Source organism: Streptomyces sp. NBC_01463, assembly GCA_036227345.1.
Lineage (GTDB): Bacteria > Actinomycetota > Actinomycetes > Streptomycetales > Streptomycetaceae > Streptomyces.
The window spans coordinates 105,589-132,434 of record CP109468.1 but is presented as its reverse complement, the minus strand read 5'-3'; the positions used below and the strand labels follow the sequence as shown (position 1 = coordinate 132,434).

At 69.1% G+C, this 26,846-nt stretch carries 21 protein-coding genes and 1 pseudogene; 7 read left to right on the top strand and 15 right to left on the bottom strand.

All coding sequences use genetic code 11. The features are described 5' to 3' along the window. The first annotated feature begins 44 nt into the window (after positions 1 to 44). A complete protein-coding gene (locus OG521_00565; protein ID WUW19355.1) occupies positions 45 to 2,372 on the top strand; it encodes a pyruvate dehydrogenase in 2,328 nt (775 codons plus the stop codon). Between the two features lie 199 nt (positions 2,373 to 2,571). Here the strand turns inward: OG521_00565 and OG521_00560 are convergent, their stop codons facing one another. From OG521_00560 to OG521_00530, 7 genes are all read right to left on the bottom strand, one after another. Then, entirely contained in the window at positions 2,572 to 3,762 is a 1,191-nt protein-coding gene (locus tag OG521_00560; protein ID WUW19354.1) for an amidohydrolase family protein, read from the bottom strand. Between the two features lie 601 nt (positions 3,763 to 4,363). Beyond that, complete coding sequence (locus OG521_00555) at positions 4,364 to 5,038, bottom strand: GntR family transcriptional regulator (GenBank protein ID WUW19353.1); 675 nt, start codon at positions 5,036 to 5,038, stop codon at positions 4,364 to 4,366. Positions 5,039 to 5,241: 203 nt separating this feature from the next. Beyond that, positions 5,242 to 6,342 carry an amidohydrolase family protein gene (locus OG521_00550; GenBank protein WUW19352.1) on the bottom strand — a complete coding sequence of 367 codons (1,101 nt, stop codon included), beginning with the start codon at positions 6,340 to 6,342 and terminating at the stop codon, positions 5,242 to 5,244. A 265-nt stretch (positions 6,343 to 6,607) separates the two neighbouring features. After that, entirely contained in the window at positions 6,608 to 8,227 is a 1,620-nt protein-coding gene (locus OG521_00545) for an FAD-dependent monooxygenase (protein WUW19351.1), read from the bottom strand. Beyond that, positions 8,227 to 9,135, bottom strand: coding sequence for an alpha/beta fold hydrolase (locus OG521_00540; GenBank protein ID WUW19350.1), 909 nt, complete (start codon positions 9,133 to 9,135; stop codon positions 8,227 to 8,229). The genes OG521_00545 and OG521_00540 overlap by 1 nt, the downstream gene beginning before the upstream one ends. 304 nt (positions 9,136 to 9,439) lie before the next feature. Continuing rightward, positions 9,440 to 10,900: an aldehyde dehydrogenase family protein gene (locus OG521_00535; GenBank protein ID WUW19349.1), complete on the bottom strand. Its 1,461-nt coding sequence runs from the start codon at positions 10,898 to 10,900 to the stop codon at positions 9,440 to 9,442. A gap of 91 nt (positions 10,901 to 10,991) precedes the next feature. Further along, positions 10,992 to 11,951: an amidohydrolase family protein gene (locus OG521_00530; protein ID WUW19348.1), complete on the bottom strand. Its 960-nt coding sequence runs from the start codon at positions 11,949 to 11,951 to the stop codon at positions 10,992 to 10,994. Between the two features lie 106 nt (positions 11,952 to 12,057). Here OG521_00530 and OG521_00525 point away from each other — a divergent pair, with 106 nt between their 5' ends. Further along, positions 12,058 to 13,665 carry a bifunctional 3-(3-hydroxy-phenyl)propionate/3-hydroxycinnamic acid hydroxylase gene (locus tag OG521_00525; GenBank protein ID WUW19347.1) on the top strand — a complete coding sequence of 536 codons (1,608 nt, stop codon included), beginning with the start codon at positions 12,058 to 12,060 and terminating at the stop codon, positions 13,663 to 13,665. Positions 13,666 to 13,795: 130 nt separating this feature from the next. Beyond that, positions 13,796 to 14,614, top strand: a complete 819-nt coding sequence (locus tag OG521_00520) for an IclR family transcriptional regulator (GenBank protein ID WUW19346.1) — start codon at positions 13,796 to 13,798, stop codon at positions 14,612 to 14,614. A 287-nt stretch (positions 14,615 to 14,901) separates the two neighbouring features. Here OG521_00520 and OG521_00515 read toward each other — a convergent pair whose 3' ends face one another. The 3 genes from OG521_00515 to OG521_00505 form a co-directional block, all read right to left on the bottom strand. Continuing rightward, the gene (locus OG521_00515; GenBank protein ID WUW19345.1) at positions 14,902 to 16,074 is read right to left on the bottom strand and encodes a zinc-binding dehydrogenase; all 1,173 of its coding nucleotides are present in this window, start codon (positions 16,072 to 16,074) and stop codon (positions 14,902 to 14,904) included. Next, positions 16,071 to 17,579, bottom strand: a complete 1,509-nt coding sequence (locus OG521_00510) for an NAD(P)/FAD-dependent oxidoreductase (GenBank protein ID WUW19344.1) — start codon at positions 17,577 to 17,579, stop codon at positions 16,071 to 16,073. Before OG521_00510 ends, OG521_00515 begins: the two co-directional genes overlap by 4 nt. A 190-nt stretch (positions 17,580 to 17,769) precedes the next feature. Beyond that, on the bottom strand, positions 17,770 to 19,440 hold the full coding sequence (locus tag OG521_00505) for an MFS transporter (protein ID WUW19343.1): 1,671 nt from the start codon (positions 19,438 to 19,440) through the stop codon (positions 17,770 to 17,772). 356 nt (positions 19,441 to 19,796) lie between these two features. Between OG521_00505 and OG521_00500 the strand changes: the two genes are divergently transcribed. Beyond that, a complete protein-coding gene (locus tag OG521_00500; protein WUW19342.1) occupies positions 19,797 to 20,429 on the top strand; it encodes a TetR/AcrR family transcriptional regulator in 633 nt (210 codons plus the stop codon). Between the two features lie 243 nt (positions 20,430 to 20,672). Here OG521_00500 and OG521_00495 read toward each other — a convergent pair whose 3' ends face one another. Beyond that, the gene (locus tag OG521_00495) at positions 20,673 to 21,116 is read right to left on the bottom strand and encodes a hypothetical protein (GenBank protein ID WUW19341.1); all 444 of its coding nucleotides are present in this window, start codon (positions 21,114 to 21,116) and stop codon (positions 20,673 to 20,675) included. 184 nt (positions 21,117 to 21,300) lie between these two features. On the opposite strand from OG521_00495, the gene OG521_00490 reads away from it, so the two are divergent. Further along, positions 21,301 to 21,837 carry a DUF4240 domain-containing protein gene (locus OG521_00490; protein ID WUW19340.1) on the top strand — a complete coding sequence of 179 codons (537 nt, stop codon included), beginning with the start codon at positions 21,301 to 21,303 and terminating at the stop codon, positions 21,835 to 21,837. Positions 21,838 to 22,008: 171 nt separating this feature from the next. Here the strand turns inward: OG521_00490 and OG521_00485 are convergent, their stop codons facing one another. Next, positions 22,009 to 22,344, bottom strand: coding sequence for a DUF4265 domain-containing protein (locus tag OG521_00485; protein ID WUW19339.1), 336 nt, complete (start codon positions 22,342 to 22,344; stop codon positions 22,009 to 22,011). Positions 22,345 to 22,990: 646 nt separating this feature from the next. Between OG521_00485 and OG521_00480 the strand changes: the two genes are divergently transcribed. Continuing rightward, positions 22,991 to 23,608 carry a hypothetical protein gene (locus tag OG521_00480; protein WUW26532.1) on the top strand — a complete coding sequence of 206 codons (618 nt, stop codon included), beginning with the start codon at positions 22,991 to 22,993 and terminating at the stop codon, positions 23,606 to 23,608. 637 nt (positions 23,609 to 24,245) lie between these two features. Here the strand turns inward: OG521_00480 and OG521_00475 are convergent. Continuing rightward, positions 24,246 to 24,845, bottom strand: a complete 600-nt coding sequence (locus tag OG521_00475) for an SMI1/KNR4 family protein (protein ID WUW19338.1) — start codon at positions 24,843 to 24,845, stop codon at positions 24,246 to 24,248. A gap of 72 nt (positions 24,846 to 24,917) precedes the next feature. After that, positions 24,918 to 25,397: pseudogene (locus OG521_00470) on the bottom strand (IS5 family transposase). A gap of 57 nt (positions 25,398 to 25,454) precedes the next feature. Between OG521_00470 and OG521_00465 the strand changes: the two are divergent. Continuing rightward, entirely contained in the window at positions 25,455 to 25,934 is a 480-nt protein-coding gene (locus OG521_00465) for a hypothetical protein (GenBank protein WUW19337.1), read from the top strand. Here OG521_00465 and OG521_00460 read toward each other — a convergent pair. Then, positions 25,926 to 26,758, bottom strand: a protein-coding gene (locus tag OG521_00460) for an IS5 family transposase (protein ID WUW19336.1) whose coding sequence is annotated in 2 segments (ribosomal slippage) — positions 25,926 to 26,408 and positions 26,411 to 26,758 — 831 coding nt in all. Because the reading frame shifts where the segments join, the coding sequence is not laid out codon by codon here. The two genes, OG521_00465 and OG521_00460, sit on opposite strands and share 9 nt — an antisense overlap. Positions 26,759 to 26,846: the final 88 nt, after the last annotated feature.

Below are 26,846 nucleotides of genomic sequence, written 5' to 3'. Positions count from 1 at the left end.
TCGGCACACAGGGGTGTGTCACAGCGCAAGGAGACCGATTCACGATGCCCAACGTATCCATCACCCCACGGCCGGCCACTGCCGCCGATCTGGAAGTGCTCAAAGCCGTCGAGGACCGTGCGCTGTGGCTGTCCAGCGCGATCGTGCACCACGCCAACCGCGTACGGCCCAATCCCTCGGGGCTCAAGGTCGGCGGGCACCAGGCCTCGTGCGCCTCGATGGTGTCCATCATGACCGCACTGTGGTTCCGTCACCTGGGTCCCCAGGACCGGGTGTCGGTGAAACCTCACGCCTCCCCGGTCCTCCACGCGATCAACTACCTGCTGGGCGAGCTCGACGCCTCCTACCTCCCCACCCTGCGCGCCTTCGGCGGTCTGCAGAGCTACCCCAGTCGCTCCAAGGATCCCGACCCGGTCGACTACTCCACGGGATCGGTCGGCATCGGGGCCACGGCGACGATCTGGGGCGCGCTTGCCCGCCGCTACGCCGGAAAGAACACCGGTGGCGGGTTCGCCGGCCGGCAGTACGCCTTGGTGGGGGACGCGGAACTGGACGAGGGGGCGGTGTGGGAGGCGATCGGGGATCCGCAGGTCGCCGACCTCGGCGAACTCGTGTGGATTGTCGACCTCAACCGCCAGTCGCTGGACCGCGTCGTGCCGACCATCGCCGCCACCCGCCTGCGGGACACGTTCGCCGCAGCCGGATGGCAGGTGCTCGTACTCAAGTACGGCACGCTCCTGGAGGAACTGTTCGCGCGGCCCGGCGGCGAGGCCCTGCGGGAGCGGATCGACGGCATGTCCAACGCCGAGTACCAGCGTCTGCTGCGCTGCTCGGCGGGCGAGTTGCGGGACCGGCTGCCCGGCATCGGCCCCCGCGCCCAAGAGGTCGCCGCACTGCTCGCGGACATCGACGACGCGATGCTGTCCGAGGCGGTCCGCAATCTCGCCGGCCACGATCTCGCGGCTCTCGACACCGCACTCTCCGAGGTGGACGACCGTCGGCCGACGGTGATTCTGGCCTACACCGTCAAGGGTTACGGCCTGCCCACCCATGGGCACCCGCAGAACCACTCGACGCTTCTGACGGAGCAGCAGATGCGTGAGCTGGCGGATGCGGTGGGTACCGATCTCGACGATCCCTGGGAGAAGTTCGCCGCGGATTCGGAGGAGGGGCGGCTGTGCGCCGAGGCCGCGGCCCGGCTGCACCGCGAGGGTGTGCGGGCCGCCGAGGCGCCGGCGGTTCCGACGGACATCGGCCGGACGCCGGCCGGCGTGGCAACCACGCAGGCCGCCCTGGGCCGGGTGCTTCTCGACCTGACCCGTGCCGCCCCCGAGGCCGCGCGCAGGGTGGTGACGGTCAGCCCGGACGTCAGCTCGTCGACCAATCTGGGCGGCTGGGTCAACAAAGTCGGTGTCTGGTCGCCCACCGAGCGCGTGAACTGGTTCGCCGACGACGCCGAGACCATCCTGCACTGGAGGGAGCGTCCGACGGGTCAGCACATCGAACTGGGCATCGCCGAGACGAATCTGGTCGGCCTGCTCGGGGAGCTCGGCACGACCTGGAGCCGATGGGGCGAGCCTCTGCTGCCCATCGGCGTCATGTACGACCCGTTCGTCCAACGCGCCCTGGAGCCCTGGTCCTTCGGCATCTACGCAGGCGGACAGTCGATCCTCGTGGGCACCCCCTCAGGTGTGACCCTCGCACCTGAGGGCGGTGCACACCAGTCCATCACCACGCCCTCCCTCGGCATCGAACAGCCCGGCTGCACCACCTGGGAGCCGGCATTCGCCCTCGACACCGAGTGGGTGCTGCTGGCCGCTCTCTCCCGCCTCGGCCGCCCCGACGGCGGCTCGGCGTACCTGAGGCTGTCGACCCGCCCCGTCGACCAGACGCTCACCCGCGTCCCCACCGACCCGGCAGCCCGCGAGCGCCGTCGCCGGCAGGTCGTTGCCGGCGCCTATCCTTTGCGCCGCCGGGAGGGAGCCCGCGTCACGATCGCAGCCATGGGGGCCGTCGTCACCGAGGCGCTGACCGCGGCGGACCGCCTCCAGCAGATCGGCATCCTCGCCGATGTCGTGTGTGTGACCAGCCCGGGTCTGCTGTACAGGGCGCTGGACGCCCGGGCCGGGCAGGGCGATGCGCCCGACTGGATCCTGGACCAGGTCTTCCCCGCCGAGCGGGCCACTCCGCTGGTCACGGTGCTGGACGGGCACCCCCACACGCTCGCGTTCCTGGCCACCGTCAACGGTGTCGCGAACCGCAGGCTCGGAGTCACCGAATTCGGTCAGTCCGGTTCCCTGGAGGAGGTCTACCGGTACCACCGGATCGACGCCGACAGCATTGTGGGTGCCGCGCTCGATCTCGCCGACTGAGGAGAGGAGCGCGGCCCCGGTCGAGGGCCGGGGCCCGCCCCGGCCGGCAGTCCAGCCCCCGGACGGCGGTTCACCGCTGTCCGGGGGCTGGGGCTCGTGATGTGAGGACGGCCGGCTCGACAGGTGACGAGTTCCCGCCCCGGCTGCCGCTTCCCGTCCGCCCGCCGTGCCGGTGGCCGGACGGAGGCCGGACGGCCGGTCAGGTGCCGGGGGAGTACTCGATGCCGCCCACCCAGACGCGCTTGATGTTGCGCGTCGCCCGTATGTCGGCCAGCGGGTCACCGTCGATGAGCAGGAGGTCGGCGCGGTATCCGACGCGGATCGCGCCGCGGTCCCGTAGCCCGAAGGCCTGGGCCGGCAGGCTGGTCGCCGAGTTCAGAACCTCCCGAGTGGTGAGCCCGGCGCGGACCAGCAACTCGAGTTCATGGTGCATGCTGACGCCGTAGGCCGGCTGGACCGGAATGCCCGGGGTGCTGTTGGAGTCGGTACCCGCCAGGATCCGCGCACCGGCGTGGCGCAGAGCGGTGACGCTGCCCTCCGCAGCCGCGTAGTCGAATCCGGGTATGCCGAGAGCGGCGAAGCCTTCCATCATCGTGAGGGTGGGGACCGCGACAGGGCCGCCGGCGGCATACCGCGCGGCGACCGCGGGGGGCAACGGACTGTCCAGGGGCACATGGTGGATCATGTCGACGCCCGCGGCCAACGCACGTTCCACCGTGACGCCGGAGGTCGCGTGGGCCATGACGAGCTTCCCGGCGGAGTGAGCCGCCTTCACCAGGGCCTTGACGGTCTCCGGGGCCAGCCCCGGCTCCTCGACGATGATCTTGATGTAGTCGGATTTCTCGGCGACCCGGGCGCGTACGAAACGGGGGGCCTGCTCCGGTCCGGTCACGACCCCGTCCGCGGGGAAGGTCGGCAACTGGCTCTGCGGGCTTCCGGGCGCGACGGCCGGTGTGCCCGCGCTGCGAATGTCGGTGAGGCCTGGCCGGTGGCGCAGAGCGTCGACGGCCGACGGCGGGAACGAGGCCATGTCCAGACCTGTCGTCACACCGTAGGCGGTCAACTGCTGCAGTGTGCTCAGGTCCTTGAGGTGGAGGTGGGCGTCGATCAGTCCGGGCAGCAGGACGGCGCCGCCGCAGTCGACCTTGCGGGCGCCGAAGGTGCTGACACCGATCCGGCCGTTGTCGATGACCACGGTGCGCGGTGCGGTCAGTCCGTTGCCGTCGAAGACCCGGGCATTGGTCAGTGCCACGTTTCCGTCGAACCCGATGGCACGTTCCCGGGCCTGTGCGGTGGTGGGCGCCGCCAGAGCCTGTACTCCGGCGACACCGATTCCGGCCGCCGCGGCCGTCTTGAGGAACGCACGTCGGTTTCCGTCATTGATGCACATCGTTGTGCCTTTCTGCCAGGCGAGCGCGGAAGGTGGGCTGTTCATGCCTTCGGGCCGGTACGTGGCCACGGTGTCGGTGGGCAGTACGGCACCTGAGGTTTCGCGGGAGCAAGCCATACGGGGCAGAGCGTTCCGGACTCGGATCGCGTCCGGTGGGGCGGCCGGCCGGTGCGGCATCGGCGATTCCGGCCGAGGCGAACGCAGGCCGGAAGGACGGGTCGATGCCGTGAAGAGAGCCGACAGCACCATGTCCTTCACCGGAACCTAGCTGCTATATGTGATAACAGCAAGCCTCTGGTGCCCCTCCTTCGTTGGCTTGGGGTCGCGGGGTGCCTGGCGCAGGCGGGCGGGACGGAGGGCGACCCGCTGCCGCGCCGAAGAAGAGCGGGCCACGGGTCACGGGTGGGGCGAGGCGACCGGAACGCCCTGTACGACGCGCGATGTCGTCCGCCGAGCACCGCACGGCTGTCTGCGCGCGGCGGTGGTCGGCCCCGGCACCATCGCGATGAAACCCTCAGTACGCCGCAGCCTGATTAGGTGACAGCCGCTCCGGCCCCCATGATTTCGTGGCAGCAAGTCATGAGGGACTCGGCGCCGCTTCTCAGGAAAGCGCCGACACGGCGATCTTCTCGTTGCGGGCGAGGTGTTCCTCGACGGCGGCTGCGACCGCGTCGGGGTCGCGGGTGCGGAACGTGGCGACGAGGCCGGTGTGCGCCTTCCCGCGTCGCTCGTGTTCTGCGGGATCCGGGTCGAGCTGGCCGAAACCGATCCGGATGTAGCGCTCGCCCGCTCGCCAGAGGGTCGTCAGGAGCCGGATGTCCCAGGCGGTCGCGGCAGGGGCGAGGAGGGCGAGGTGAAAGGCGTGGTGGCCGTCGTAGATGTCGGCCATGCCGTGGTCCCTGGCTCCGAAGTCGAGGGCCTGCGCGTCGAGGCCGTCCAGCTCATCGTCTGTCAGGAGGCGGCACGAACGCCGCGCGATCTCCGGTTCCAGGGTGCGTCGCAGACGGTAGATGCCGTGCAGGTCGTCGAGGTCGAGGGGGGCCACGACAGCGCTGCGGCCCGGCCGCATGATGACCAGGCCCTCGCTCTCCAGACTCCGCAGGGCCTCGCGGATGGGGATGAAGCTGATGTCGAGCATTCCCGCCAACTCGCGCAGTGAGTACTCCCCACCGGGTGCAAGCGTGCCGGCCAGGATGGCCCGGCGCAGCTCTTCGGTGGCCTGCTCCACCACCGACCGTGACGTGATGGGCTGTACGGCCCCTCTGGGTGTCGCCACGCTCGGTCCCTCGCTTCAGCTGTCCGTCAGTTGATATCAACTATAGCGAGGCGTGCGAACGGAGTTCCGTCCGCCGGTCAGGGCCGTCGTCGAACGGGGCGCGGGCGGCCGCTGCGGCAGGCGGGCCACCCGCGCCCCACATGAGAACCCGGGCCCGCCCACCCTCTCCCGGGGAATGGCGGGTTCGAGGTGCCAGCACGCGGTTACAGCCGCAGGATGCGCTCGGCGTTGCGGTGGGCGATCTTCTGGATCTGGGCGCTCGGCAGGCTCGCGTGACGCAGGAATCCGACGGCCTGTGCGCTCTTCTCGAAGGGGTAGTCGATGGCGAAGAGCACGTTGTCGATACCCACGGCCCCCACCGCGGCCCGGAGCATGTTGTCGTCCATCACCCCGGACGTGGTGATGGCGATGTTCTTCCGCAGGTATTCGGAGGGCTTCCTCTTCAGCGCCACCCGCGTGACGATGTTGTCGATCTGCACGTCGAGGCGCGACATGTGGAAGGGCAGGAACTCGCCCATGTGGCCCAGGATGAGCCTGGCCCCGGGGAAGTCGTCGAAGACTCCGCCGAGGACGACGCGCAGAGCGTGCCCCGCGGTCTCGGCCGCCCAGCTGTACAAGGGGCCGACGAGCTCGGGCCGGTCCTTCAACAGGCCCCAGTCGCCTGCCGGGGCCGGCGTGGGATGCAGGTAGAGGGCGGCGCCGAGTTCCTCCAGTGCGGCCCACACCTTCCGGAACTGCGGTTCATCCAGGTAGTGCCCGCAGGTGTGGCCGTTGACCAGGAACCCGGCCATCCCGAGGTCGCCCATCGCGCGCCTGGCCTCGCGTACGGCTGCCTCGGGATCCTGTAGCGGAAGGGCGGCGAGGCCGCCGAACCGGGTGGGGTGCGTGGCGATGATGCCCGCCAGCGCGTCATTGGCACGTTGGGCGTCCGCCACGGCGATGGCCGCGTCGGGCTGCATCTGCACCCCCGGGGGAGCGAGCGACAGCACCTGCATGGTCACACCGTTCTCGTCCATGTCGGCGAGCCGGTACGCCGTGATGTCCGGCAGCCGCTTCATCCACTGCGCAACGACTTCGGGCTTGAACGGGATCGCGCCGTTCAGCGCCGTGCCCTGGGTGACGAGGCCGGGCAGCAGAACCGCTTCCTCGATAGCGATGATCTTCATGCGGTTCTTCGTGCCGTGTCCGCCCCCGTGGGCCTGGGCAACGCCGGTGTTCAGCAGCGCGGAGGAACCACCGAGGGCGACGCCTGTTCCCGCTGCCCTGTTCAGGACCTGGCGTCTCGTCCATGTGTGAGCACTCATGTCTCCTGCTTCCGTCGGGATGAAGGTGTTCCTGGCCACGCCGGGTGCGGCGCTGGGCTGCGGTGCGCCCAAGCCGCCCGGTCGGGTTCGTCTTCAGGGATGGGTCCGCCCCGGCCGTATGGCAGTTGGGACAGGGCACGGCCGGGGCGGGGTCTGGTGGGGGTGCGCGGGCGCCGGCGGCCGGCAGGGGCACTGCCGGCCGTGAGCGGATCGACGGGGCGACGCGGTCCTGACGGGCCGGAACACCCAGGGATCCGGGGGCTTCTCAGCCCGGTCGGGGGCAGCCCCTCAGCGTGTCGATGAGGGCCAGGACCTGCTCGGGAGGCTCGTCCCCCCGCCATCCGACCACCTGGTCAGGCCGGATCAGGAGAAGACGCGAGCCGAACACCTCGGCGTAGGGGTGGCGGCTCGTCGCCTCCGACAGGTCCACCACCCTGAGCGGGACGTTCCGGGCTCGGGCAGCCTCCTCGATGACCTTCTCCGACGTGCCGCGTTCCAGGACCAGGAGCGTCAGGTCGGCGCCGAGCAGGTCATAGAGGGAACGGCCGTCTCCGAGGAACACGTGGGGCAGCCGGGCTCCGGTCCGCGCCACGTGGTCCCGTCCGTCCGGGTTCGCCGGGACGATCGGGGAGGCAGCGATACGCAGCCCGAGAACCAGGTCCAGCGAGTGGAACTCCACCCGTTTGGTCTCCTGGATACGTGCACCCGCAGCCCGACGGGCCTGCCCTCCGGCCCGGTCGCCCTCGTCGAGGTTGTCGGCGAGCAGTTCGGTCGAGAGCACCCGCATGTTGGCGGTCGCCTCCTGGATGACCCGCTCCTGGACGGGGCGGCGCTCGATCTCGTAGCTGTCGAGCGCCTCGGCGCCGCCCCAGCCCTCGAGCACGGCCGCGAGCTTCCAGCCGAGGTCGACCGCGTCCCCGATGCCGGTGTTGAGACCGTGGCCGCCGAACGGCGGATTGAGGTGCGCGGCGTCCCCGGCGAGGAACACCCTCCCGTCGCGCATCCGGTCGACCATGCGCATCTGGGCGGTCCACGGATCGGTGGAGAGCACGTCGGCCCGTACCGGCCGGCCTGCCACACCGTCAATGATGCGATGAGCCTCCCGTTCCCCGGTCTCCCGGTCGACACCGAAGGCGATGGCCCACCAGGAGCCGGCGCGGTCCAGCGGGCCCACCAGGGCCGGAGCGGACGGGTTGACGATCCAGTACTGGACGGCAGGTCCGTGCCGCACGTGGTCCATGAGTTCGGTGCTCTCGAAGACCATGCCGAAGTTCGGGCGCAGGGCCGCGCCGCCCACGTAGCAGGAGCCGATCTGGTCCCGCACGACGCTGCGCGGGCCGTCGCAGCCGATCACGTAGTCCGCGGTGACGCCGCTCCGGCCCCCGAAGGAGTCCTCGACGGTCACGGACACCGTGGCATCGTCCTGCTCCACGGCGACGACCCGCGACCCGAGGACGAGCCGGCACGTGTCGAGCCCGTCGACCGCCTCGCGCAGGATCTCCTCCAGGAGGTACTGGGGCGCCTGCTGTCCGACTTCCGGGAAGCGGTCACCCTCGGGCGTGAGCCCGAGGACGCCGGAGAAGCGTGACAGTTCCCAGCCGGTCAGCGAGGTGCAGAACACGATGTCCTGCGACCACGACGTGGGAAGCGGAGCCAGTGTGCGAAGCCGGTCGGCCAGTCCCCAGCGGCGCAGGTGTTCCATCGTGCGGACGTTGAGCGTCTTGCACCGGGGGCGGGCCCTGGAGACGGTGGGGCGGGGTTCGACGACCAGGCAGTCGACACCGCGCCGCCCGAGCTCCATGGCCGCGGCCAGGCCGACCGGGCCGCCACCGGCGATGAGGACCTGGACCTTCCGCGGCAGCCGGTTGTTCTCGACGGAGGGCATCAGTTGTTGTTCTCGCCTCTCCGCTGTGCCGCGGCCCAGGCCGTGCACTCCTCGGCGAACGCCAGTTGCCGCAGATGAGTGGCGAAGCCGAGTGTGTGGTGGTCGATGCAGTGGCCCGTGCCGCGGGCGACACTCGCGTCCACGAAGGGGGCCGCGGTGAACAGTGCGGCGAAGCGGGCGACGTTCGCCGCGCTGCTGTCCCACAACGCGTCGAACTCGGCGAGCGCGTTGTGCACCGGGACGCGGACCCGGGGTGCGAGGGTGGTGAGGTGTTCCCTCGGCCACGCGGGAGCCTGGACCAACTCCCGTACGGGCACGGGGGCGTAGGACCCGTGTGCTTCCTGCACGCTTGCGGCTCGGTACGTGTGCGCCGGCCCGAACATCACCCGGTCGCGTTCCTCGTACGGCAGATCCACCGTCTCGTCCGGCGGGAGCGAGCCGAGCGCTTCGGCTGCCCCGCCGGGAGGGATGACGGCGCCCATTCCGGTCGCCGAGACGCCGATCAGAGGGATACCCGGTGCGGTGGCGGCGATCATCAGGGCGATCATTCCGCCTATGGAGTGCCCGACGAGGAGAACGCTGTCGGCCGCGAGGCGCGCGGTGGCCTGCTCCAGGGCGCCCCCCAGCAGTTCCGCGTGCCGATCGAAGGTGTTGTCGTCCGGGGCGAGAGGCGTGCTGCCGCCGTAACCCGGGCGGTCGAAGGCCACGACCGGGTAGCCGTGGGCGGTGGCGACGTCGATGAACGACCCCTCGGGCGCGCCCGCGACGTCGAAATACTGTGCCGTGTACGTGCCCCCGTGCAGGGCGGCGATCAGCGGTTTGCCACTCGATTCGATGGGGCCGGCGGTAACCGCCGTGAGCTTGTGTCCGTCGACCTCGAAGGTCAGAAGGTCGCGCTGCTTGGCCATCTTTGGCCTCCTGCCAGGGGTGGGTGCCGGCGAGCCGCAGGGATGAGGCTTCGCGCGGAGAACGGCGAGGCGCATCTCGCGGGGGCCGGCCTGCGAACGAGGGGCCGATGGCCTGGCTCGGTCGGTGCCGGCCCTGCGAGACTAAGCGCTATATGTGATAACAGCAAGGGTTGTGACGGGCCGTGAGGGAGCAGACGGGGGACCGGACGAAGGGGCGTGCCGCGCGCCGTTTCCCGGACCGGCGCGCCGGGAACGTCCCTCCTTCCACCTGCGTCGGGTGTCGCCGGTGCTCACCCCTCGCCCGTCACCCGACGGGCGGTGCGTAGTCCTGGGTGATCTGCTTGTACTCGAGGAAGTCCTCCATCGACGCGAGGCCCCCGAGCCGGCCCACGCCGCTGGACTTGAAGCCGCCCTCCTCGAACTCCACGGTCAGATTGGCCCAGCTGTTGACGGAGATGAGACCTGCGTCGAGCCGGCGCGCCACACGCACCGGCCGGTCGGCGTCACGGCTCCAGATGCAGGCGCTGAGACCGTACTCGGTGTCGTTGGCGAGGGCGACGGCCTCCGCCTCGGTGTCGAAGACCTGGAGGGTCTGCACCGGGCCGAAGGTCTCCTCCTGGACGATCGGGAGCGAGGAATCCGGGACCGCGAGGAGGGTGGGGTGGTAGAACGCGCCGCCGGCCAGGTCGGGGCGGGTGCTCGGACCGCCGCGGACGAGGGGCTTCGCGCCGGCTGCGATCGCTGCCTCCACGGCAGCGTCGACCCGGGCCACCGACGCCTTGTCGATCAGGGGGCCGATCTGGCTCTCCGGGTCGGAGGCCGGTCCGGGACGGACGCTCTCCAGCCGCTCGGCCAGGGCCGAGGTGAACTCGTCGGCGATCTCCCGCTGCACCAGGACCCGGCTGCCGGTCATGCAGAACTGCCCGGCGAAGACGGTGCACGACGCGACCACGGTGGCGAGGGCGGCGTTCAGGTCCGCGTCGGCGAACACCAGGTGAGGCGTCTTGCCGCCCAGTTCGAGCCCCACCCGCTTGAAGCGGGCCGCCGCGCCCTGCGCCACGAGGCGCCCGGTCTCGGTGCTGCCGGTGAAGCTGATCACGGGCACCCGGGGGGAGTCGACCAGCAGGCGTGCGACGTCGGAGCCGGACTCGACGAGCACGTTCACCGCTCCCTTCGGCAGTTCGGGAACGGAGGCGAGGATGTCGCTCATGAGCGCCGCCGTCCGCGCCGCCTGGCCCGGCATCTTCACCACCGCCGTGCACCCTGCCGCGAGGGCCGGGGCGAGTGCGCGTATGCAGAGGTACGCGGGGGAGTTCCACGGGACCACGATGCCGGCGACTCCGACGGGCTGACGGATCGACATGGCCTGACGGCCCGGCTGGGTGTCGGTGATCCGGCCGTGCGGTTGCAGGGCGAGCCCGGCCGCGAAGCGCAGCGCGCGGAGGATGAAGTGCGCCTCGAAGCCCGCTTCGTGGCGGAGTTTGCCGTTCTCCTGGCACAGGGTGCTGATGACCTCGTCCATGCGCGCCTCGTACGCGTCGGCGAGATGGCTCAGGGCGGTGGCCCGGATCATCGGGTCCAGGTGCCAGGTGCCTGACGTGAAGGCGCGGGCCGCCGCGTCGATGGCGGCTTTCCCGGCCTCGGTGTCGGCTTCGGCATAGGTGCCGATCACTTCGCCCGTCGCCGGATCGATGCTGTCGGAAGTCCGTGACGAACCGATCAGCTCGCCGTCGATCCAGTGCCGTACGGGGTTCTCAAGGGCCATGGCGGCCGCTCCTTGCTCAAGAGGAGGGGAGGAAGGGGTGCATGAGTGTGCCGGGACGCCGGCATTCCCTCGTGCGGAGTGCGGGTCTTCGTTACAGGTGGAGCAGCTGCTCGGCGTTGAGGTGGGAGATCCTCGCCCGGTCGGACTCGCTGATCGGAGCCGAGTCGAGGAAGGCGGTGGCGGTCGCCATGTCCTCGAAGGGGTAGTCGGTGCCGAAGAGGATGCGCTCGGGGCCCAGGGCGAGCAGCGCGCACAGCAGGGGCGGAGCCGAGCAGACGCCGCTGGTGGTGACGTACAGGTTGTGCCGGAGATACTCGGAAGGGTTGCCCCGGGCGAGCTCGACGCCGTGGTGATTGTGGTATTCCCAGCGGGAGTCCAGCCGCCACATCACGTAGGGCAGGCCCTCGCCCATGTGGCCCAGCAGCAGTTTGGCCCGTGGGAAGTCGTCGAAGACGCCGCCGAAGACACACCGCAGGAAGTGTGAGGCGGTCTCCGTCCCCCAGCTCCACATGGGGCCGATGAGCTCGGGGTGCCCCTCGATGACGTGCGGCGTGCCGACGCCGTTGGCGGGGTGAAGGTACAGGGGCACGTCCAGCGCCTCGGCGCGCTCCCACACCACGCGGAGCTGCGGGTCGTCGAGGTAGCGGCCCTGGGTGTGCGCGTTCACGAGGGCGCCCCGCATGCCCAGTTCGGTCACCGAGCGATCCAGCTCCTTGGCCGCCGCCTGCGGATCCTGCAGGGGCAGAGCGGCGAAACCCGCGAACCGGTCGGGATGGTCCCTCACGACGTCGGCGAGCAGATCGTTCACCGCTGTCGCCCGGGCGACGGCGACGACGGCGTCCGTTTCCGCCTGGATCCCGGGCGAGTTGAGGGACAGCACCTGCACGTCCAGGCCTGCCGAGTCCATCTCCGTGAGCCGCTCTCCGGTGATGTCGAGGAGCCGCCGGGACGCTTCGCGCCACTTCGACGGCTCGATGATCGAAGCCGAGCCGGCGCCGTAACCGACGAGTTCCGGCGTGACGAAGTGTTCTTCAAGGCCGATGGTGCGCATCGCTCAGTGCCTCATTTCACTTATATGCATTGACTTCATGGATAGTGAAACGTACGTTCCGTCGGTGTCAACCCATCGGAAGGGGTCCAGAAAATGGAGGTGCCCGATGACAATCACGAGTGACGCGGCCGGAGATCCCACCCAGAGCGGGGCTGTGGTGGACGTGGTCGTAGTGGGTTACGGACCGGTGGGCATGGTGGCGGCCGGCCTCCTGGGGCAGGCCGGGCACCGGGTCCTGGTACTCGAACGGTACGAAGGCCTGTACAACTTGCCGCGAGCGGCGAGCTTCGACGACGAGACCATGCGCACGCTCGCCCGCCTCGGCGTGGCCGCAGAGCTGCTGCCCAAGGTGCGGGTGCAGCGCACCTACGAGTGGCGCAACGGGAGCGGAGATCTGCTGATGGAGCAGCACTTCGCGGAAACCGGGCGCAGCGGCTGGGCGGAATGGAACATGATGTACCAGCCGGACCTGGAGGAGGCGCTGGACGGCGTCTGTCGGTCGATACCCCAGGTCGAGGTGCGGCACTCCAGCCCCGTCGTCGCGCTGGAGCAGGGCCGGGACAACGTCACGCTCACCGTGGACGGGCCCGGCGGTCCTCGGCAGATCACCGCCCGCTACGTCCTCGGATGCGACGGAGGCAACAGTTTCGTGCGGTCGGCACTCGGCGTCGGGACACAGGATTACGGCTTCTCCGAACCGTGGATGGTGTGCGACTTCCGCTTCCGCCGCCCCACTGCGGTCCCCTGCGCGCTGCAGTTGGGTGATCCGCTGAGTCCGACGTCGGTCATCTCGCTGGGCCCGGCGCACCACCGGTTCAGCTTCATGCTCGACTCCGTCGACGACTTCGGAACCGAACGCGATCCGGAGCGGGTCTGGAGACGCGTCGCGTCCTACCTCACCCCCGACGACGCCGACCTGATCAGGGTCGCCACCTACACGTTCCGGTCCCTCGTCGCGGACGACTGGCGGCGCGGCCGGGTCCTTCTCGCGGGCGACGCGGCGCACCAGATGCCGCCGTTCCTCGGTCAGGGCATGTGCTCGGGATTCCGTGACGCGCAGAACCTCGCCTTCAAACTGGACCTCGTCCTGTCCGGAGCCGCGGGGGAGGACATCCTCGACACATATCAGCCGGAGCGCGAGCCACATGTGCGCGCGGTCACCGAGAAGGGCATCGAGCTCGGCCATCTGCAGACCCTCAGGGACCCCGGACGCGCCGCGGAGCGCGACCGCGTGCTGTTGGCCCGGCGCGCGGAGGCCGGCTCTCCGGAAAGGATGAGGCTGCCGGGTCTCGACGACGGTCTGTTCGCCCGGGTCTCGGGCGCCGGCCGGGGCCGGCTGTCGGTCCAGGGTGTGGTGCACGACGGCACGCGCAGCGACCGTCTGGACCAGATCGTGGGCGGCGGCTTCCACCTGATCGTCGACGAGGAACTGCTCGGCGCCCTGGAGCAGGATCACCTGCTCGACGACCTGATCCTGGCGGGCGTGCGGGTCGTCGCGCCCGCCGGCCGGATCAGCGCACATCCGAGGGCGCTGTCCGTCCGCGACGTCCACGGCACCTACCGGGACTGGTTCGACGAGTTGCGCTGCACGGCCGTCGCGGTCCGCCCCGACTTCTACGTGTACGGGACCGCCGGCACCCCTGACACGGCCGTCGCCCTCGCCGGCGAGCTGCTGAGCACGGTGCGAAGGCCCACAGCGGTCCCGCGCAGTTGAACGTCCTCCGGTAGCGACACCGCGGCCACACCTCCTGGGGACCCCGTGAACTCGGCCGGCGAGCCGAGGAGCGACCCCGCACGAGGAGAGGCCCGGAGCCCGCGGCCCGGCACTCACTATGATCGCCTCTGTGACAGCTCAGCTTCCCTCCGAACCCGCGAACAACGAGGCATCACCGGCGCGACAGGGCATCCAGTCCGTCGAGCTGGCGATGACGGTGCTGCAGGCCCTCGAAGAGGGCCGCGGCCCGATGAGCCTGACGCAGATCGCCACGGCCAGCGGGATGCAGCCGAGCAAGGCACACCGCTACCTGGTCAGCCTGGCCCGCGTCGGACTCGTCGCCCAGTCCCGCAGCTCCGGGCGCTACGACATGGGTCCGTCCATGCGGCGGCTCGGCGTCGAGTCGCTCCGCAGGATGGACGAGGTGGCGCTGGTGAGTGAACATCTTCCCGGTCTGCGGGACCGGACGTCGCATGCCGTCAACCTCGCGGTGTGGGGCGACCACGGACCTGTTGTCGTTCGCTGGGAGTACGGCGCCCACGCCCTGCCGATCACTGTGCGCATCGGTGCCACGATGCCGTTGCTGAACAGTGCCATGGGCGGGGTCTTCCTGGCTCATCTGCCCGCACAGCTCACCGACCCTGTGCTCCGCGTCCAGCTGGAAGAGGGCCGGCTGGACTCGGCCACGACGGAACGTGTCCGCAAGATCCGTTCCGATGTTCTGGACAGCGGTGTGGCCACCACCTGGGGAGGGGTGATTCCCGGCGTCACATCGGTGGCGGCCCCGGTGTTCACCGCCGGCGAGTCACTTCCGCTGGTCGTCACCCTCGTCATGCCGACACGCGGCACCACGGAGGACTCGCTCGCAGGGCTTTCGGCGGAACTGCTGTGCTCCACGCGCTCCATGTCCGAAGAGCTGGGCTACGCGCCGCACCGCGACGACGCGTAGCACATGTGCCGCACGATGGCTGAGGGGGCCGGCGCCGTGAAGTGCGCGGTCGCCACGGCGTTGGCGATGCGCCGCGGGCAGCGGACGACATGCTCCAGCGCCGGGATGCAGGCGGCGGCTTCCCGCGCGCGACCTGATCGACGCCCACCTCGCTCTTGCGCACGCGGACCGGCAAGAGACGCGGAGTCCCCGCGAAACGCCTCCTGCGTGGCGTGCCGGCGTACCGGTGCGCATTGAGTTGTCGGCTGAGGGATCTCCGCCCGGCCGGTGTCGCCGACCCGGGCCTGTCAGTTGGGCATGATGTCTGGCGATTCGAGTGCGGGGTCGATGAGGATTTTGGCGTGGATGTCGGGGTCGGCGAGCGCGGTGAAGGCGTGGGCGACCCCGGCGAGGCCCACCTTTCCGGTGACGAGGTGTGAGGCGTCGAGAGTGCCGTCGGCGAGTGCGTGGAGGGTGTCGCGGAACTCCAGCGGGGTGTATCCGACGACGAACCGCAGATCGAGTTCCTTGTTGACCGCGAGTGAGGGCCGGATCGTGTCTGATCCCATGCAGACGCCCACGACGACGACGCGCGAGTGCAGTGGTGCCGCTGCCATGACGCCGTCGAGCATGCCGGGAACGCCGACGCACTCGAACACCACCGGGCGCTTCGGGCTGGTGGCCCCCACCTTGTCCAGGGCGCGCCACGTGGTCCACCAGGGCACGGGGAGCCGGTCCATGCCTTCGATGGCGTCGATGCCGGCGTTGTACTCGTCGGGCATCGTGGCCATGAAGCCCCGGCCTGCGGATGCCCTCTGCCAGGGGGACTCGACGGCGGGGTCGACCACGGTGTCGGCCCCGCAGCTCCTCGCGAGCGCCCGCCGGCCCGCGGAGTAGTCGCTTGCGATGACAGCGGCGACGCCGCGGGCCTTGAGTACGGCGATGACCGCGAGGCCCACCGGGCCGCAGCCGAGAACGACAGCGATGTCCTTGCGCGTCACCTGGCCACGGTTGACGGCGTGCCAGGCCACCGCCATGGGCTCGGTGAGCGCGGCGACGTCGGGGTGGAGCCCGTTGGGGACGCGAAGCGTGAGCGACTCCTGGACGACGACTTGGTCCGCGTAGCCGCCGGGGGCGTCGGCGGACAGGCCGATACCGTCGACCTGGCGGCCGGTCCGGACGAGGGGGACGGTGACGACCGGTGTGCCGGGCTTGAACCTGTCCGACGTCCAGGGGCCGTGGCCGACGACCTCGCCGTAGATCTCGTGCCCCATGACGACGCGTTGTCCGGAGCGCATGTAGCGCGGGTAGCCGCACAGTTGGAGTGTGTCGGCGAGGTCGTCGCCGTGCAGGCGGGCGTGGAGGTCCGACCCGCAGATCCCGCACCGCTTCACGTCGAGGAGTAGCTGGCCGGCCTTGGGGCGCGGTGCCGGCAGGGTCACCAGTTCGAGGCTGCCCCTGATGAGGCTCGCCGCCTTCATGACGCGTCCGCGGTCGTGGCCTGCGGCCGCCGCCCCGCTGAAGGTGAGGGTGGTGCGAGACGGTACGCGTCCGGCTTCCACCGGGTGGCCTGGCGGCGGAAGGCGAAGGTCCAGTCGGGGTAGAGGGTGGCGTTGCGGCCGTTCGCGTCGCGGTAGAAGCTCCGGCAGCCGCCCGTCTCCCACACCGTCGTGGCCAGCTTGCGGTCGAGTTCCGCGTTGTACAGGTCGTGGATACGCCGGTCCACCTCGATGGTGGCCGAGCCGGAGATGTCGAGGGCCCGGATCGCCTTCCTCACGTGCTCGGCCTGCGCCTCGATCATGTAGACCATGGAGCTGTGTCCCAGGCCGGAGTTGGGGCCGAGGAACATGAAGAAGTTCGGGAAGAGCGGTACGGACACGCCGAGGTAGGCACGTGGCGAGCCCGCCCACACGGTGCTCAGCAACTCGCCCGTCCGGCCCCGCACCTTGTCGGCGAACGGGATGTCGGTGACGTGGAAGCCGGTACCGAAGACGATGGTGTCCACCTCTCGGTCCACGCCGGCGGAGTCGATCACGCTGTGCTCGCGTATCTCGCGCAGGGCCCGGGGGACGAGTTCCACGTTCGGCTTCTGCAGGGCGGGATACCAGGTGTTGGAGGGAACGATCCGCTTGCACCCGAGGGTGAAGTCCGGTGTGAGGGAGCGGCGCAGCGCCCGGTCCTTCACCTGGCGTTCCAGGTGTTTGCGGGCGACGTTCTGGAGCAGTCCCATCAGGCGTGGGTGCTTGGCGAAGCCGAGTACGAGCAGTTCCTTGGAGACGTACACCTTGCCGCGCTCGATCTTCTGACGGAGCGGGCGGGCGCGGAACCTGGCGCGTTCGGTGTCGGTGAGGGGCCTCTCGTCGTGCGGGGTGATCCAGGGGGCGCTGCGCTGGAAGACGAAGAGGGTGCCAGTCCGGTCGGCTATCTCGGGTACGTACTGGATCGCGGAGGCGCCCGTGCCGATCGAGGCGACGCGCTCGCCGGTCAGGTCGTGGTCGTGGTCCCACTGAGCCGAGTGCATGATCTTGCCCTGGAACCGGTCGATGCCGGGGACGTCGGGAAGCTTGGGCTCGGTGAGCGGGCCCACGGCGCTGACGAGGACCTGGGCGGTCCACGGTCCGGTGTTCGTCGTGACGTGCCAGAGCTGGTCGTCCTCGTCCCAGCGGGCCTCTTCGACCTCGACGCCCGTGCGCAGGTGCGGGCGGAGCCCGAAGCGGTCCAGGCAGCGCCGCAGGTAGTCCTGGATCTCGGGCTGCGGCGAGTAGGTTGAGGTCCAGTCGGGGTTGGGGGCGAAGGAGAAGGAGTAGAGGTGCGAGGGGACGTCGCAGCGGCATCCCGGATAGGTGTTGGACTGCCACACCCCGCCGGCGTCGGAGCCGCGTTCGAGGATGCGGAAGTCGGTGAACTTCGACTTCCGCAGCGCGCGTCCGAGCGCGATGCCGGAGAAGCCGCTGCCGACGATGAGGACTTGAGTGTGCTGCGCCACGAGGCGTTCTCTTTCTGTGTGCGGTGATGCTCGTACCGACGTCTCTTGCGCCGGCGCCGCGGGGACGGCGGCGCGGGGCCGCCTCTGAGGCGTCGGCCCAGGTCCGTCGTGAGGCCGGCGGCGCGGGCTGCCGGGCTCTGAGGCCGCGGCAGCTCATGCCCGCCGTCCCTGTGCTGGGGCAGCGGAGCCTTCAGGCGGACGGCGACAACCGACTCATCTCCAGGTCCACGGCTCGCTGGTGTGCTTCTGCATCCTCGCGCGCCCGGCGGGGACTCCACCGGCCCTTCATGGCGAAGGCGAGCGGCAGGAACACGATCTGGCCGCCCATGGCGACGAGCCACCAGTCACGCCACTGCGCGGGGCCCTCCTCGGACGCCTTCTGGACCTCGGAGCCGTGCTCCTCGAGCACCTTGAGCTGAGGCTGCGCCTTCTGTACGAGGGCCAGATCGGCCGGACCCACTTCGGCCACCGCTCTGGTCTGCAGCTCGGCCGGCACCTTGCCCGGCGGATACTTGGCGAGTTCGGCGAACAGTGCCGGGTGGGCCTGCACCACGGCGAGGGCGGGACCGGCCTGGGCCTGAGCCACCTGGACCTCGTGGCCGTGCTCGACGATCGGCGTCACCGAAGTCACCGCGACCGGCAGGAAAGCGGCGGACACGGCGACCACTACACGCAGGATCCAGCCCCACACGGCCAGCCCCGTTGCGGTGGCCGCGGGGTTGTGCCGCTCGACGGTCTCGGTGAAAGCCGCCATCCACGGCGCGTAGGTCAGCCCGCTGAACAGGCCCATGACCACGAAGAGCCAGGCGAAGGTGTAGTACCCCGTGTCCTGCCGGGTTGCCAGTGAGGCGAAGACCGCCGTACAGACCACGGAGCCGACACCACCCACGATCATGATGGGCTTGCGCACCCGCAGCCGGTCGGAGAGTATGCCCGCCCCGATCAGGGCGATGGCGCTGGACGCCCAGTACCAGTTGCCGAGGGCGTTGGCGCGCTGCTCGCTGTAGCCGTAGACGGCCGAGTAGTAGATCACGAGGTTGCCGACGGCGGCGTAGTAGAACAGCAGATACACACTGATGCCGAAGGCGGGGCCCAGGATGCCGGGACGCAGCATCTGACGCCAGTGGCCGGAGGTCTGCGCCTCGGGGGCGACACCTCGTGCGCGGGCCTCGACCAGGGCCCGGTCGTGCAGGCTCACCATGACCTGGTCGCGCAGCCTGGGGGAGAGTTCCCGCAGTCCGAACAGTGCGATGAGGAAGACGACGAGCGCCGCCACCCCCGCATAGCGCAGTTCGTCCTGCCAGCTGGAGGTGTCCAGGGTCGCGCTCGTCACCGTGGTGACGACGAGGCTGCCGATGATCGGCCCCATGGTCCAGGACCCCATGGCGGTGGCCCGGCCCAGCTGTGGTGAGAAGTCCCGGATGAGCGCGGGCGTCGCGACCAGGACGATGCCCTCAATGAAGTACAGGGCGCAGAACAGCACCAGATACGTCGTCTTGTCCGGTGCACTCGGGAGGAACAGGACGAGGACGGCGGCCAGCAGCACGCCGTAGACGACCATGTTGGCGCGGCCCCACCGGTCCGCGAGGCCCGCCACGAGGGAGGCGAAGGCGCCGACGGCGTTGCCCACGACCGACAGCATGATGAAGTAGCCGAAGGTCATGCCGTAGTGGGTCATGATCGAGGTGGCGACGGCGTACTGGATGTAGAGCAGGTAGTACAGCACCACGGTGGTGACGACGACGATCCCCAGATACGTGTACCGGGAGGCCGGCCGGGGATAGGTGGGCAGGTCACGGGTCCAGAGCCGGGAGACCACCCCTGGTGAGGTGTCGTCCAGGACGAGTGAAGGGGCGGACACGCGGCGGCTCCTGTGGTGAGAGAGGTGTGCCGGACCGGAGGGCGGCTCGGGAGATTCGACGTCGGAACGGCCCGGAGAAACGGGTTGCCTGCGCTGCTCCCCGGACGGATCCGTGCGGCGCCGCGGTGCACCGGGGACCGCTGGGGAAGCGGTGTGGCAAGCAGTATGTGAGCGGATCCGCGGGGCGCACAAGGTTCAGGAACGCACGAGTTCCAGATTTATTCGGCTGCTCGTCCCGCCAGTGATCCAGGGCTACCCGGGGCTGCCCTGTCAGGGTCTACGGGCCGGCCCTTAGGGTTTGAGGGGCGGGCGGGCCGCAGGAGCGGAGCGGGTTCGCGTTCGGAAAGGGGAACGGATTGAGCGGGCAAGCGGCGGGCGAGCGGGTGCGGGGCGAGAAGTACGGAGGACAGTCCCGCGAGGCGCGCGCCGCCGATCGGTGCGAGCGCCTCGTCCGGGCAGGCCTGGAGCTCTTTGCCGCGCGAGCCTTCGACGACGTCACCGTGGCGGAGGTCTGTGCACGCGCGAAGGTGTCGAAGCGCTACTTCTACGAACACTTCACCGACCGCGAGGAGTTGCTGCTCGCCGTGCACCGGCAGCAGAACGACTGGCTCCTCGCCGGCATGGCCGCGGCGGCACCGCAGAAGCCCGCAGACCTCGAGGCGCTGCTGCGCCCCATGATGACGACGCTCGTGCACATGCTCGCCGGTCACCCGGATTCGGCGCGGGTCATCTACATCAACGCCCCGCGCATGGAGCTCCGGCGCCGGGGTCTGCTGCGCAAGGACGCCGAACTGTTCGGCCGGCTCATCCGCCGCACCCTGCCCGAGCCACCCGACGCGCTGCGCCACAACCGGGAGCTCCTCGGCCTGGTGGCCGGAGTCACCGAGGTGCTGATCGACTGGCTGGAACGCGACATGGCGGACGACGCCGACGTCCTGGCCGACCACCTCACCGGATTCGCCCTCGCGCTCCTGACCGGTTCCGAGTGATTGCCGTGCCTCTACCGCACGGACAGTGTGACTGCCCGCAAGGCGGCCACCGATACGCTGTGCGGGAGGTGGCCTTCGCGCATGGGGAGGCCCCTTCAGAGCTCGGTGGCACCTGAAGCGCCGAGGCCGGACCGGCACAGCCCAAGCCGGCGCGGGCAGACCGTAGGCGCGGCGCCGTCGCAGGTTGCCGGCTCCGGAATATGCCGACGACGGCTATTCCGGTCAGCGCGGTGTGTGCCGGGGTTAGCGACGGTCGGGGGAGGCCATCGCTCCGACTTCCTGGAAATTCGAGAACGTGGCTACCGGGGCAGCCGCCAGGTCGTCCGCAAACACCTCGCCGTCCTCAGTGCCGGCAATGCCGAACCCGTGCGGACCGACATCCCCAGCCCTCGAGAGATCACCAGCTGGATCATGCGCCCTCGCGCGACTCTCACCGACCAGCAGCAGGAGAAGCTCCTCGAAGTCGGGATCGCCTGCCCAGACGTCACCCGGGCCTGCGATCTCGCGCGAGCGTTCACCGACCTGGTCCGCAACCGACGTGGGACCTTCGTACTCGAATGGATCCGGCAAGCCGAGCAAGACGCCAAGAAACCGATGAACGGCTTCGCCGACTTCCCTCGCCAGGACTTGGACGCCGTCACCGCCGGAATCACCCACACATGGAGTTCCGGTGTATTCGAAGGCCATGTCAACCGGGTCAAAACCTTCAAACAAGCCATGTACGGCCGCGCATCGTGCACGCTTCTGCGGACCCGGATCCTCACCCAGCCCTGGCATTCGACGTCCCTGACACCCCTCGAACTCTCTCAGCCGAGTAGGCACCTCACAGACTCCGGCAGGTTGTCCGACCCAGGTGCCATGCTCTGCCGCCATGGACATCGAACAGTTCTGGAACCTGATCGACCAAGCTCGCGGCAGCGCCGGCGACTCCACGGATGCCGATGACATCGCATCCCAGGCCACCGCGCTGCTGGCCGCCCATGAGCCCCAGCAGATCCTCGCCGCCCAGCAGATCCTTTGGGATCTCATGGCTGCCTCCCATCAAGCCCCCCTCTGGGCTGCGGCCTACCTCATCAACGGCGGATGCTCCGACGACGGCTTTGACTACTTCCGCGGATGGCTGATCGCTCAAGGCCGCACCGTATTCGAGCAGGTCACGGCCGACGTCGACTGCCTCGCCGATCTTCCAGCCGTCCAGGCGGCAGAAGCCGAGGGGATCGACCTTGATGGCGAGCAAACTCTGAGCATCGCCTGGGACGCCTACGAGATCGCGACAGGCACGGAGCTTCCCAGCGATGCCTTCACCATCAACTACCCCGATCTCGATCCCGCCTGGGACTTCGACTTTGACGACCACAGCGAGGTCGCCGCCAGGCTGCCCCGGATCGCGGCGCTCTTCCCAGAGTGATCGGTCAACCAGGAATCTGGTGCGTCACCATTCGAGCCATCTTTCCGGACGATGGTCCGAATGGTTCACGGAACTCCGGGCAGAGCCTATTCAAGGCTCTGCCCGGAGTTCCGTGAATGATCTTGAGCAGATGCCTCGGTGTCCTGATGCCGAAAGCGTGGCGGCACGTCGTCACACCCGCTCGTCCTCAGAGGCCGTGATGACAGGATCAGAGCCGGTGGGTAGGAGTTCAAGCACGAGAGCCACAGCCTCTTCGGCGGTGTCAACTTCGCCGATGACGGCGAAGGGATGGCGTCGGCGAACCTTGAACCGTCCGTTGTTGAGCAGCACAACGTCGCCCAGGGCGATGCCGTAGGCGGAGAAGGGAATGCAGGCGACCTCGTAGCTGCCATCGTTGACTGCCTTGAGCCAGAGCTGCTCGACCTGTCCGTCCAGGTCAAAAGGGGGCCAGGTCGGCGCGCGCGATGTAGTTGGTCGAGGTGCGTCCGACCGGTTGCTCAGGGACAACGAACTGCATGACGGACCCCCTCATTTGGCCAGCTCTGATGGGCTGCCATGATGCCGGAGCCTGACCACTACTGGAGCTGGGATAACGGCCACGAGGGGCCCGTTGACCTCGAGGCGGAGGCCCTGGAGACGATCAGCGCATGAGCACCAAGGCCCCCCGCGTGCTGCTGGGACCAGGCCGTCTTTTGATGCGGCCTCGCTGCCTGACGGCACTTCAGAAGTCCGCTCCGGGGCGGCCGCCATCGGCCTGGTAACCACGTTGACCGCCCCGGACCCACCCAACCCGTACGAGACGAGAGGGAGAGCCCCGTATGAACTTCGATCTTCGCGTTCACAGCCGGATCGGCCCGCGCACCCTTCTGATCGCCACCGCCGCCTGACCACTGGCCGGCTGGACCGCGCACGCCGTTGCACTGCACAAGCGCCTCGCCGCGACCAAGCGCGACCCGCTGACCGGGCAGCGGTGATCCCCTCAAGCTAATGCGGCTTTCGGGATCACCGCGCAGACGTCATGCGCTATGTCGGCGCCGCCTGCCCGGAGCGCACCGCGGAACTGCCCAGGTAGCGGGCCCGCTCCGAGCCCGACGCCACCTGAAAGCCCATGGCGGTGTAGCAGTGGGTCCGGCATCATCCCCATGTGATTGTGATGCAACCCGTTCTGGAGATCTCCGCCGCCGACGACTTCGCGCTCTGGCCGGTTGGCGAGCAGGAATCGTATGGCTACCTCCTGCTGAACGGGGGGCTGACTCCGGCGGAGGTCGGCACGGCGGTTATGCAGATCGCCGCCTGCAACGACTTCGAGCCGGAGGAGGAGCACGGGCCGTGCCCGACCGACCCGCTCGGCGCATTCCTGCACGGGCTGCTCACCATGCCTGATCTGTTCGCCGCCGGAGGGTTCCGGGTGATCGAGAATGCCACCGACACCGTCTTCGTCGAGCCGGGCTGCTGCAACGGCCTGGAGACCTGGCGGGACTGGCTGGAGGTGCTCGACGGCACCGGCTGCGCCTACTTCGGCCACGATCCGTCGTCGGTGGCCGAACGCGTTGGCGACACTGTCCGGCTGACGTTCGACGCTTACAGGACGGACGGCAGCCCGGTGATCGAGCTGTCGGTATTCCAGGCACGCAGGCTCGTCGCGGGCGCCCAGCAGGATCTGCAGGACTTCCTCGGTCTTGCCGGAATCTGGGCTGAACAACACTTGCTGGCGCACGCCGCCGCCGTCACTGCCGCCCTGGCACGGGCACTGGACCTGGCGCCCACATAATGACCAGTTTCCTGACCCACCGATCGCACGTGCACGACGCCCGTCTCCCCCTCCGCCGCGGGCACAGCGCGCTGCGGACTTGCATCACCCTCTTTGCTCCGTACGGCTTCCGGGCGACGTACCACCACCTCACACTCAGCGCCGCGATCCCCCGGCGGCTGGAGGCGGACCAGGACGCGCTGGTGCGGGCAGTGGAGGAACTGCAGAAGCGGGCGGGGCGGCGGGCTGTGGTGAACCCACTACCGTGGTGGCTGCGGAGCTGGTGGGAGGGCCCGAACCGCGCCTGGTACGAACACCCGTTTCGCCATCCGTCGCTGCGGCTGCCTGAGTACGTCCGGCGACAGAACGCGATCCTGGATGGCGCCGACCTCCCCGGCTGCCCCGACTGCGGGGACGAGAGACCGCTGGTGTCGAAATCGACCGGGCACGGCTGGGTGGAGCCGTGTCGTGGGTGCGCGTGGGTGCTGGCGCCATGTCCGTGCGGGCAGCGGCACCGGTTCGTCCCGGAGACGCCATTCAACTGGAAAGGGATCTGGCAGCGGGCGCACATGAGCGATGACGGCATGCCGAACCCACGTTGGTCTGCGGGCTAAGAAGTGATCTCATTAGGTTGCCGCTGTGAAAGGGCGATGGCCTCTCACATGCCGCGGTCTGGGCCGTCCCAAGGTTCGGGGCGTTCGTCAGCAGACATTGGAAGATGTCGCAACTGCACGGGGCCTGGGTAGAAGGCTGCGCTGTTGGGCCCGCTCATGTCTTCGCCGATGAGGTAGCGGTAGAGCCATTCCGCGAAGCACATGCGGTGCTCTGCCCAGGTTTCGTCATAGTTGATCAGGAGCCTTGGAGCGTCGGGGGCATCGAGCAGGAAGATAGTCTCTCCTCGGTCGGTGCTCGCGATCGGCCATAGCCCATTGCGGGTGCCAAAACTCAGCTCGTCGAGTCCGAAGAGCCGGCGGGGGTCCTCCTCTGCCTCAAGATCGAGGTCGTCCCACGGCACCTCGGACCACGACGTGATCTTGCTACGAATGGTGCGGCCCAGGTTCCACCGCTCGGTCGCAGGGTGGGCAAGGTAAAGGTGCGCGTTGATCTGAATGGGGGCGAACGCGTCCACGAGGGTCCTGTAGTCGGGAGGCAGTTGCATGCCGAGCTCTGTGTGGAGTCGGTCCCAGGCGCCCGGGTCCGCATAGCGGTTCTGCGCCGGGCCGAGCATCGCCATCGCGGCAGCCAGGTAGTCAGTCATGAGTTCCTCGACGTGTGTACGCGGCGCGGTCTGTCGCGTTTGGCCGCGTCATATAGAGCCGTACTTTACGGATCAAGTCGAGTTGATGACCTTCGCGAGTCTGCGGTAGCAGATCAGAGCGGCGGCGATTCCGGCGAAGGCGAGGAAGTGCCCTGCTTTGCGTTCGTACCGACGGTGCAGGCGGCGGCATCCGGCAAGCCAGGCGACCGTTCGCTCCACGGTCCAGCGATGAAGTCCCAGGCGCTGGGAGGACTCGACGCCCTTGCGCGCGATGCGCGGGGTGATGTTCCGCGAGCGCAGCCACCGGCGCAGGTGGTCGTAGTCGTACCCCTTGTCGCCATGGAGCTTGGCGGGCTTTCGTCTCCTCGGTCCGCGGCGTGAGCGAATGGGCGGTATGCCGCGCACAAGAGCTTCGAGCCCTTGGCTGTCGTGGGTGTTCGCGGCGGAGATGCCGATGGAGAGGGGCAGACCTGTCCGCTCCGTGATCAAGTGGATCTTTGATCCCTTCTTGCCGCGATCTACGGGATTCGGACCTGTCAGGTCCCCCCTTTTAGACATCGTTTCTTATGGTGGCTGTTGGAGCCTGAGCAATGCAGGGATACTGCTGCTGTGCTGTTGACGTGGATTGCTGAGGTTACGGACGAGCCCTTGGTGCTGGAGCCAGCTGACCGGCATGTGGAGTGGGAGACCAATACCTGGTCGCTGGGTGCGGCGGACGAGGACAGGAGCTCATTGTCCGCCGACGAGGTGGTGGCTGCCTTCGAGCGGACTGCTGCAGCCATCCAGGAACGCATTCTTGGTCTGAATTTCTCCGAGGCGGCGACGTTCTACGTGTGGTACGACGAACAGACCCGGCAGCTCCGGTGCTCGACCGGTTCCGTGGCCCCGGACGCGTTGCCGTTCGGGAGTGCCTACGTGGCTTCCGACGACCTCGGTCCGATCGTCGAGGGCTTTTTGGCAGACAGCGAGCTCGGCTCCGGCGCATGGTCGCACCTGGAGGACGTGCGGAGCCGCTCGGAGCAGACCGAGACCGAGCCGGAGATCGCGCCCTTCCCCGTCTGGGTCAGCAGTGTCGGGGCCTCACACTGACTTCTCCTGCCTGTCCACGCTGACGAGGCGGCGGTGACAGATGAGAGTTACGGCTATGCCGACGAAGGCGAGGAAGTGCTCGGGCTTGCGTTCGTAGCGGCGGTGCAGGCGTCGGCAGCCGGCCAGCCAGGAGACAGTTCGTTCGACAACCCAGCGGTGGCGGCCGAGCCGCTGCGATGACTCGACGCCCCTGCGGGCGATGCGGTGGCGTATGCCGCGGCCGCGGAGCCATCGCCGCAGGTGGTCGTAGTCGTAGCCCTTGTCCGCGTGCAGCTTCCCGGGCCGCCTGCGGCGGGGTCCACGGCGGGAACGGATGGGCGGGATGCCGCGGATGAGCGGTTCCAGGCCCTGGCTGTCGTGCATGTTGGCACCGGAGATGCCCAGCGACAGCGGCAGTCCGTTCCGATCGGTGACCAGATGAATTTTCGATCCCAACTTGCCACGGTCGGTCGGATTCGGTCCCGTCAGAAGCCCCCTTTTGCCGCCCTGACACTGACCGAGTCGATCGCGCACCGCGACCAGTCCAGCTCGCCCCGGGCCCCGAGTTCGTCCAGGACCACACGGTGGAGCTTGGCCCACACCCGGTCATGACTCCACTGGGAGAACCGCCGGTAGACCGTCTGCCAAGCCGGTCCGAATACCGGTGGAAGCTGGCGCCACGTGCAGCCCGAGGTGGCCACAAAGATGACCGCCGCCAGAACCTCGCGGTCACCCGCTCGATGTCGGCCCCCGCCCTGCGGACGCTTCACATCTGTGGGCGGGACCACTCGCCGAAACAGCACCCACAACTCTTCCGGCACCAACCGCTCAACCAGATCCGCCATGCACAGCTCAACGAACGATCAAGCCATAAGAAACGACGCCTAAGACGGCGATGCGTTACGCCGAGCAAGCAGGAACGGACTACCTGGG

Excerpts from the sequence above, each read along its gene's own strand:
- OG521_00565 (WUW19355.1), top strand. The coding sequence starts at position 45 with ATGCCCAACGTATCCATCACCCCACGGCCGGCCACTGCCGCCGATCTG.
- OG521_00560 (WUW19354.1), bottom strand. The coding sequence starts at position 3,762 with ATGTGCATCAATGACGGAAACCGACGTGCGTTCCTCAAGACGGCCGCG.
- OG521_00550 (WUW19352.1), bottom strand. The coding sequence starts at position 6,342 with ATGAGTGCTCACACATGGACGAGACGCCAGGTCCTGAACAGGGCAGCG.
- OG521_00545 (WUW19351.1), bottom strand. The coding sequence starts at position 8,227 with ATGCCCTCCGTCGAGAACAACCGGCTGCCGCGGAAGGTCCAGGTCCTC.
- OG521_00540 (WUW19350.1), bottom strand. The coding sequence starts at position 9,135 with ATGGCCAAGCAGCGCGACCTTCTGACCTTCGAGGTCGACGGACACAAG.
- OG521_00535 (WUW19349.1), bottom strand. The coding sequence starts at position 10,900 with ATGGCCCTTGAGAACCCCGTACGGCACTGGATCGACGGCGAGCTGATC.
- OG521_00530 (WUW19348.1), bottom strand. The coding sequence starts at position 11,951 with ATGCGCACCATCGGCCTTGAAGAACACTTCGTCACGCCGGAACTCGTC.
- OG521_00525 (WUW19347.1), top strand. The coding sequence starts at position 12,058 with ATGACAATCACGAGTGACGCGGCCGGAGATCCCACCCAGAGCGGGGCT.
- OG521_00515 (WUW19345.1), bottom strand. The coding sequence starts at position 16,074 with ATGAAGGCGGCGAGCCTCATCAGGGGCAGCCTCGAACTGGTGACCCTG.
- OG521_00495 (WUW19341.1), bottom strand. The coding sequence starts at position 21,116 with ATGGCCTTCGAATACACCGGAACTCCATGTGTGGGTGATTCCGGCGGT.
- OG521_00490 (WUW19340.1), top strand. The coding sequence starts at position 21,301 with ATGGACATCGAACAGTTCTGGAACCTGATCGACCAAGCTCGCGGCAGC.
- OG521_00480 (WUW26532.1), top strand. The coding sequence starts at position 22,991 with ATGCAACCCGTTCTGGAGATCTCCGCCGCCGACGACTTCGCGCTCTGG.
- OG521_00475 (WUW19338.1), bottom strand. The coding sequence starts at position 24,845 with ATGACTGACTACCTGGCTGCCGCGATGGCGATGCTCGGCCCGGCGCAG.